This is a genomic window from Dietzia sp. DQ11-71 (assembly GCF_014144995.1).
In the GTDB taxonomy this organism is placed as follows: Bacteria; Actinomycetota; Actinomycetes; order Mycobacteriales; family Mycobacteriaceae; genus Dietzia; species Dietzia kunjamensis.
Map to the genome: position 1 here is coordinate 1 of NZ_JAALDT010000471.1, position 2,366 is coordinate 2,366.

Genomic DNA, 2,366 nt, shown 5'->3' on the forward strand with positions numbered 1-2,366 from the left:
TTCTCAGCCGTCATCGGGCCGTCGTCCCTTCTCCGCGTCGCAGTAGATACACGTCCATCACCCAGCCGTGCTCGTCGCGCAGCCGCTCGCGGTGCGCGCGCAGGTCCGGCAGGACGTCGCCCACGCGGCCCGCGACGAGCGTCTCGCCGGCGTCGCCGAGGTTCCCGCCCCACCAGATGTTCCAGTCGGCCAGGTCATCGAGCGGCAGGTCGCCGTTGAGCATCACCACCACGTTGTCGGCGCCGGCGGCCACGACCTCGCGCAGCCGGCGACCGGTGGTCACGGTGACCGTGCCGCCGATCTCGTGCAGGACCAGACGGTGGCGCGCGGCCAGGACCTGGAGCGCGGAGATCCCGGGCACGACCTCCACCTCCAGGTCCAGCGCACCGCGCTCGGCGATCCGGTCGAGGATCCTCAGCGTCGAGTCGTAGAACGCCGGGTCGCCCCACACGGGGATCGCCACGTCGCCGGGCCGGGAGGCCACGACGCGTTCCCAGGCCAGGGAGCGGGCCTCGTGCCAGTCCGTCACCACGCCGCGATACCCGGCGTCGGAGGAGGTCGACGACGACGAGCGGTCCCTCTCCGGATCGGGCACACCCACCAACTCGACGCCCGGCGCGTGGCGGGCGAGCAGCTGCGCGCGGAGATCGACCAACGGGTCGGCCGGGCCTTTGACGGCCGCGAGGGCGTAGTCGCTGGCGCGCAGGGCCCGGGCGGCCTCGACCGTGATCTGGTCGAGCCCGCCCGAGCCGATGCCCACGACCCGCACCCGCCTGCGGCCGGTGGGGAACTCAGTCACCGTGGGACTCCTCGAGATCGCCCTCCACGTCGAGGTAGACCTGCCGCATCCGATCCATGATGTCCGCGTCGGGCTCGGCCCACATCCCGCGGTCGGCGGCCTCGGAGAGCCGCTCGATCATCCCGCGCAGCGCCCACGGGTTGGACCGGCGCAGGAACTCCTGGTTGGTCTCGTCCAGGACGTACTCGCGGGCGAGCGAGTCGTACATCCAGTCGTGGACCACGCCGGCGGTCGCATCGAACCCGAAGAGGTAGTCCACCGTGGCCGCCAGCTCGAACGCCCCCTTGTAGCCGTGCCGCTGCATGGCCGCGATCCACCGCGGGTTCACCACGCGGGTGCGGAATACCCGCGTTGTCTCCTCCGCCAGCGACCGGGTGCGCACGGCATCAGGCGTGGTCGAGTCGCCCACATAGGCGCGCGGCTCGGCGCCGGTGAGCGCGCGGACGGTGGCGATCATCCCGCCGTGGTACTGGAAGTAGTCGTCCGAGTCGGCGATGTCGTGCTCGCGGGTGTCGATGTTCTTGGCCGCCACCGCGATGCGCCGGTAGTTGGTGCGCATGTCGTCGGCCGCGGGGACTCCGTCGAGGTCGCGGCCGTAGGCGTACCCGCCCCAGCGGGTGTAGACCTCGGCCAGGTCTCGGTCGTCGCGCCAGTTGCCCGCCTCGATGGTCTGCAGGATCCCGGCGCCGTACGAGCCGGGTGCGGAGCCGAAGATGCGGGTGGTGGCCCGGCGGTGGTCGGAGTGCTCGGTCAGATCGGCCCGCGTGTGGGCGGCGACGAAGTTGTGTTCGTCGGGCTCGTCCAGCTCGGCGACCATCCGCACGGCGTCGTCGAGCATCCCGATGACGTGCGGGAACGCATCGCGGAAGAAGCCCGAGATGCGCACGGTCACGTCGACGCGCGGGCGGCCCAGCTCCTCGGACGGGACCACCTCCAGACCCGTGACCCGGCGGGAGGCCTCATCCCACTCGGGGCGGACGCCCAGCAGGGCCAGGACCTCGGCGATGTCGTCCCCGGAGGTGCGCATGGCCGAGGTGCCCCAGATCGACAGCCCCACCGAGCTCGGGTACTCGCCGGTCTCGGCGACGTGCCGGTCCAGCAGCGAGTCCGCCATGGCCTGACCGGTCTCCCACGCCAGCCGCGACGGGACGGCGCGCGGGTCCACCGTGTAGAAGTTCCGGCCCGTGGGCAGCACGTTGACCAGACCCCGCAGCGGGGATCCCGAGGGCCCGGCCGGGATGAACCCGCCGTCCAGGGCGTGCATGACGGCGTCCAGTTCATCGACAGTGGCGGCCAGGCGCGGCACCACCTCACGGGCGGCGAACTCGAGCACCTGCGCGACCTCGTCGTCGTTGTCGCCGTCGTCGTTGTCGTCGTCGCTGTCGTCATCGCCCTCGGACGCGCCGTCACCCGCCCCACCTGCGGTGAGGCCCGCGGCGGCGAGAACGTCGGGCACCGCGGCGACGTCCCACTCCCGCGCGTCCATCCCCTCGACCAGCGCCTTGGCCAGCGCCTCGACCCGGTCGACCTCCTCGGTCGGCGCGCCCTCGGCCAGCCCGAGTGCGCG

At 72.6% G+C, this 2,366-nt stretch carries 2 protein-coding genes; both read right to left on the minus strand.

Going from position 1 to position 2,366, the window contains the following annotated elements; genetic code table 11:
* Positions 1-10 precede the first annotated feature (10 nt).
* Positions 11-799: a precorrin-6A synthase (deacetylating) gene (gene cobF / locus G6023_RS14755; RefSeq protein ID WP_132061904.1), complete on the minus strand. Its 789-nt coding sequence runs from the start codon at positions 797-799 to the stop codon at positions 11-13.
* A partial coding sequence (locus G6023_RS14760) for a cobaltochelatase subunit CobN (protein ID WP_182636211.1) occupies positions 792-2,366 on the minus strand: 1,575 nt, incomplete at its 5' end. The genes cobF and G6023_RS14760, both read right to left, overlap by 8 nt.